This window comes from Petralouisia muris, from assembly GCF_004793545.1.
In the GTDB taxonomy this organism is placed as follows: Bacteria; Bacillota; Clostridia; order Lachnospirales; family Lachnospiraceae; genus Petralouisia; species Petralouisia muris.
On sequence record NZ_SRYA01000149.1, the window covers coordinates 1 to 4,968 of the forward strand.

A 4,968-nucleotide genomic window follows, 5' to 3' on the forward strand; every position below is an offset into this window, starting at 1 on the left:
CATCTTCCCATAAAATGGGAGGTTTTTTAATTAATTTTTTTAAGCGTCAGAGCTGCAAAAGCAAACAGGACAAACGCATGAATGAATAAATTGTGAACAAAAAACACCTTTACAGAGAATTTGTGGTATTATTACAGTAAAGGTGGTGTTTTACATTGACAGAAATATTAAAAATAATAGAACTAATTGAGGACAAAATTTAAGGCAGTACATTGAACTTGAAAACGGTATCTCCTCGCATGACACAATGCAGAGGGTTATGGGGAGTATTGCGCCTGAATACATGCAGGACGTTTATAAAAAATGGAATGGACTTGTAAACGGCAATGAAGGGGAAGCGCTTCAAAAAAATCATCTGTATCGACGGAAAAACCATGAGGGGCAACAGGTCAAAAGAGCAGAAGCGGGCAGATTACACGCTGGCAGTCAAAGAGAACCAAAAAAATCTGTACAGGGAAATCAGTGAATATTTTGGGGATGGGGAACTTCTGGAGGAAATAAAAGAAAATGGCGGCTATAAAATTACCAAAGAAAAATTCCATTCCCAAATAGAAACAAGGGAATATTACCAATGCAATAAGATAGGCTGGATGCAGGAAAAAAGCCGTTGGAAAGGGATAAAAAGCATCGGGATGCTCTGTAAGACTTGACAGTGAAGCATAATAAAGAGAATAAACATTCATGCGTTTGTCCTGCAGGGCTGGAAAACAGATTGCCGGATAATCTAAGGTATGCTATAATCTGCCTATGGAGCAGACGCGTTACAGGGTGGTGAGCCTCCCTCACTTGGAAAAGATGGGAGGTGGTGCAGATGGAATATACATATGATATTTTAAGCCTGTTATTTTTAGGCGGTAACTTCCTGATTGCATTGCTTGCCTATATTGATAGGAATAACAAGCGAAAATAAATAAACCTACCTTGTAATCTTAGCCGGATTGAGGTAGGTTTATTTTTAACATATCTTAGAGAGGCTAACCACTATGTGGGCGGTTGCTCCTTTTCTATAATATAACATTTCTGTATCTGAAAATCAACTGCATTTTTTTAAATCCGGCGAAGTTATTACCCTTTCATATCTGACACACATCCCATAAACAGACACCAAATTTGACCCCTTTTTTCTGGGATTTTACGGTTTTTGGTGCGGGAGGATGAAAAGAAGAAACACCGGAAATGCCCATAAACAGGCACTTACAGCGTTCCATAAAAGTTGATAAAATCCATACCATAAAAAGCATTGGGATGATCTGTAAGACTTGACAGTGAAGCATAATAAAGAGAATAAACATTCATGCGTTTGTCCTGCAGGGCTGGAAAACAGATTGCCGGATAATCTAAGGTATGCTATAATTTGCCTATGGAGCAGACGCGTTACAGGGTGGTGAGCCTCCCTCACTTGGAAAAGATGGGAGGTGGTGCAGATGGAATATACATATGATATTTTAAGCCTGTTATTTTTAGGCGGTAACTTCCTGATTGCATTGCTTGCCTATATTGGTAGGAATAACAAGCGAAAATAAATAAGCCTACCTTGCTAACTTGGCTGGTTACAGGTAGGCTTATATAGCTATTCTTGGAGGCTAACCACGCTTGTGGGCGGTTGCTCCTTTTCTATAATATAACATTTCTAAATCTGAAAATCAACTGCATTTTTTTGAATCCGGCGAAGTTATTACCCTTTCATATCTGACACACATCCCATAAATGGACACCAATTCTTTTTTTCAGGATGCTGATTTCTTCTATGATTGGGATTGAAGCCAGAACCACAATGGACATAGATACAACCGTAAGAGGGATTCAACTGGAGGAAGAAGAAATCGTCAAAATCTTTAAGGAGATTCTTGCGATTGATATAGACGATGGGATAACCTTTGAATCCATGATATAAAACCATTAATCCTGACATTTTTCTGTAATTTCTTTTGAGTGTATGATGTTTAGGTTGTTTACTGTATTGGCTCTTTTTTTGTAGTTCCCAGTTGCATATCCATTTGCCCTATCCTCAGATACATCAGCTTTTAATTCATGGTGGAAGTGTTTGATTAATCTGTAACGATTTCAAATTAGGTATGCTGCTATTTATCATAAACACTTGATTTCTGTGGATTTTCTGGGATTGGCATATCTAAATCAAAAGCGTTACAGATTAATTTTTTGACAAAGGTTCATCCATTATTGCAATTATGTGGTTGAACATCAGAAAATAGACATTCTTTTCTTCCACATCTTTAGCCCTATAACCATTTTCTGATGTTGGAAGGAACCTTCTAAAAACAAGGTTGCTGTCTGGTTTTCGGTGAACGTACTGCCTTCAAAGTTGCTTGGGTTGTATGCTAAGACTCTTTGGGTAAATCATATATCCATTCCTGTCATTACAGTTCTTTTCAATAGTAATACACCATATTAAGGCATCTGAAAAGTTCACACAATGCTTCTCTTTCTGATTATATTTCAAAAATGCACCCGTATTTTTTCACAAGCTGGAAAATGGTATTAAAAAAGGTGTAAAACAACAGATTACCTGGTTGAAAACCGGGTAATCCGTCTGTTAGGGGATAAAGTGGTAAGCCAGTAATAAAACCGCTTTCTTACTCGTATGAAAACTATTGATTATCCCCTTCTTTTTTCCAATATCTCTGAACCCATGCTTCTGCATCGTTTTCCTCAAGTTTATATTTTCCCGCCACTTTTTTTATAGTTTCTGAAATAGGCAAACCCATTTCCTGATATATCTCAATCGCTGAAATCACGGCTGCTTTTTTTGCAGCTTTTGCCGCAGCTTCTTTTCGCTCACTTTCCACATAAGCACGCATTACTTGTTCTTCATCAAACAATGTCATCATCATGTCCACAACCTCCTTTTCCCTGCTCGATAAATACTCCTTCAGGACATCCCTGTCTTTACAGATATTGATTGTATTGGTAACTGCTTCTCTAGTCCGTCCATATAATTTCACCTGCTCGTCATATACCTTTGTAAAAGTGACATACTGGCTGATAATATCATTGTCTTTCCCATCGTATATCATTTTTGCCTTTACATCAATGGCACAGTCTTCCCCATTGAAAAACTCTTCTGAAAGAGAAACATATTCCGGCTTGCTTACCCTTTTTCCGGTGAATATCACATATAATTCTGGTTTTGGTATCTTCACTTTTTTACTGCCGTACAGGTTATCGTTCCTGCGTTCAAAATATTCATGGTAGGATTGCACCAGATACATCAATGCCCGTATGATAATATTCATCGTCCAGGTGGTTTGCGCCTCTGTCAGAATCATAATTTTGTCTCTTACTGTGAAGCCCAAATCATTATAGCACGCATCCACTAATATATTTTTAATCGTAATGTCCTTCAGTTCATCTTCCGTAGTCTCTGTATCTTCTGGGTGGAGTGCCCGGTATAGCTGAATCAGGTACTTCTTATCCTGAAATAAATTCGTGAAAATGCTGTCTTTAATCGTATATTTCGCAATATCCGTTTTTTCCATTCCTTTTTCCTTTCTTATGTATTCCGGCAAACAGGTCATTAAGTTTGAGAGGCTAAGTTTCATCGGATATAAAAAATTTTGCCAGAAGAGATAGAGTTTCTTCGTTCTGATATCCAAGTTTTTGCATATTTTCCAAGAAATCGGAAATTACCTCTTCGGCAAGCGTTGTTTTCAGTTCCTCAATCATTCCCGTATCCTCTGTAATAAACCGTCCGCTGGTCCTCTGGGAGTAGACCAGCCCTGTTCGTTCTAATTCGGAGAGGGCTTTCTGCATGGTGTTGGGATTGACAGAGGCTTTCTGGGCAAGTTCTCGGACAGACGGAAGTTTGTCGCCGGGAGCGTATTGCCCGGAGATGATGTCTATTTTAATTTTTTCGATAAGCTGAATGAAAATAGGCCGATCAGAATTTAAATTCCACGGCATGCGATCACTCCCTCTCAAGTCTTATGTACCATTGTACTATCTAAATAATACAATAAATGGTATTTATTCAAAAGTCAATAGGAAGAGAAATTATTTTCAAATAGTATGGAAAACTATCAATGAACATACCTTGTACTTGGCAGTCCAGATAGGCTTTTAGCAAATCCGGGAGGCTAACTATTATCCTTTATATAAAGAAGGGACTGTCGGTAACAGGCGCCTCTCAGGATGCGATAGACGGTTGCCAATTTAATCAGTTACAGCGATAGCTGCATCCTTTGGTTGGAGGGCGGCTATTTCTGTGGACACTGGCCTTGTGGCAACTCATTTTCACGTTGGAGATTTCCATTCGTGACATACCCTTACGTTAATGTGCTAAAATAGTATTTCGTTAATAAAAAATACTATTATAATTTCAAAAAGTGTCATGAAAGGGACAGATGAATTGTTAATATATAATGATAATGTCCTTTGGGGCAAAATGTTGAGATATGTAAGAATTGTTACAAGGAGGGGAACTATGAACGATATGGACAAGTTGTTAGAACAGGCATTTGAGGAGATGATAAAAGAGGGCTATGACAAACGTCCCAAAGATTTGCCCAGGCACCAATTTTCTTTTGAATTTCGCAGAAAGATGAAGCAGGTATTTCAGAAGTTTGAAACGCAGGAAAAGAACGGGGCAACGAAATCGGATGATTCATTATTGGAATTATACCGTCCGATTCGTTCTAAAAGAAGGTGGATAGCCGTTGCTTTACTGATTCTGATGCTTGTGGGTGGAAGTGTAATAGCGGCAGAGCCGATTATTCAATGGCTGAATGGTTTTCGGATAGAACAGAGAAGTGATCATGTAAGGATACAGAATGAGCAAGTACAAGAGAATGAAGGAGAGGACAGAGGGGATTTCAGGAAGTATCGGTTGATGGAGGTTCCGGAAGGGTATGAGGTGGAATCAGAAAAATTTGAAGAAGGGTTTCAGAGATATTCAATTAGGAACTTACCAACGTTTTTCTACGCAAAATGGCAAAATTTACCCATAGTGAA

At 38.5% G+C, this 4,968-nt stretch carries 6 protein-coding genes and 1 pseudogene; 5 read left to right on the top strand and 2 right to left on the bottom strand.

Translation table 11 applies throughout. The annotated features are described in order from the left end of the window. Positions 1–374: 374 nt before the first annotated feature. The 4 genes from E5329_RS28130 (at position 375) to E5329_RS28135 (ending at position 1,894) form a co-directional block, all read left to right on the top strand. Positions 375–650, top strand: a complete 276-nt coding sequence (locus tag E5329_RS28130) for a hypothetical protein (RefSeq protein ID WP_135992438.1) — start codon at positions 375–377, stop codon at positions 648–650. A 161-nt stretch (positions 651–811) separates the two neighbouring features. Further along, entirely contained in the window at positions 812–910 is a 99-nt protein-coding gene (locus tag E5329_RS31335; protein ID WP_275443845.1) for a putative holin-like toxin, read from the top strand. 514 nt (positions 911–1,424) lie between these two features. Continuing rightward, positions 1,425–1,523: a putative holin-like toxin gene (locus E5329_RS31340; protein ID WP_275443847.1), complete on the top strand. Its 99-nt coding sequence runs from the start codon at positions 1,425–1,427 to the stop codon at positions 1,521–1,523. Between the two features lie 224 nt (positions 1,524–1,747). Beyond that, the gene (locus E5329_RS28135; protein WP_275443848.1) at positions 1,748–1,894 is read left to right on the top strand and encodes a hypothetical protein; all 147 of its coding nucleotides are present in this window, start codon (positions 1,748–1,750) and stop codon (positions 1,892–1,894) included. A gap of 715 nt (positions 1,895–2,609) precedes the next feature. Here E5329_RS28135 and E5329_RS28140 read toward each other — a convergent pair. Further along, positions 2,610–3,497 (bottom strand): hypothetical protein, encoded by an 888-nt coding sequence (locus tag E5329_RS28140; protein ID WP_275443849.1) that lies wholly within the window; start codon positions 3,495–3,497, stop codon positions 2,610–2,612. Between the two features lie 52 nt (positions 3,498–3,549). Continuing rightward, a complete protein-coding gene (locus tag E5329_RS28145; RefSeq protein WP_135992439.1) occupies positions 3,550–3,921 on the bottom strand; it encodes a GntR family transcriptional regulator in 372 nt (123 codons plus the stop codon). 520 nt (positions 3,922–4,441) lie between these two features. On the opposite strand from E5329_RS28145, the pseudogene E5329_RS28150 reads away from it, so the two are divergent. Beyond that, positions 4,442–4,968: pseudogene (locus E5329_RS28150) on the top strand (hypothetical protein); the annotation flags it as partial.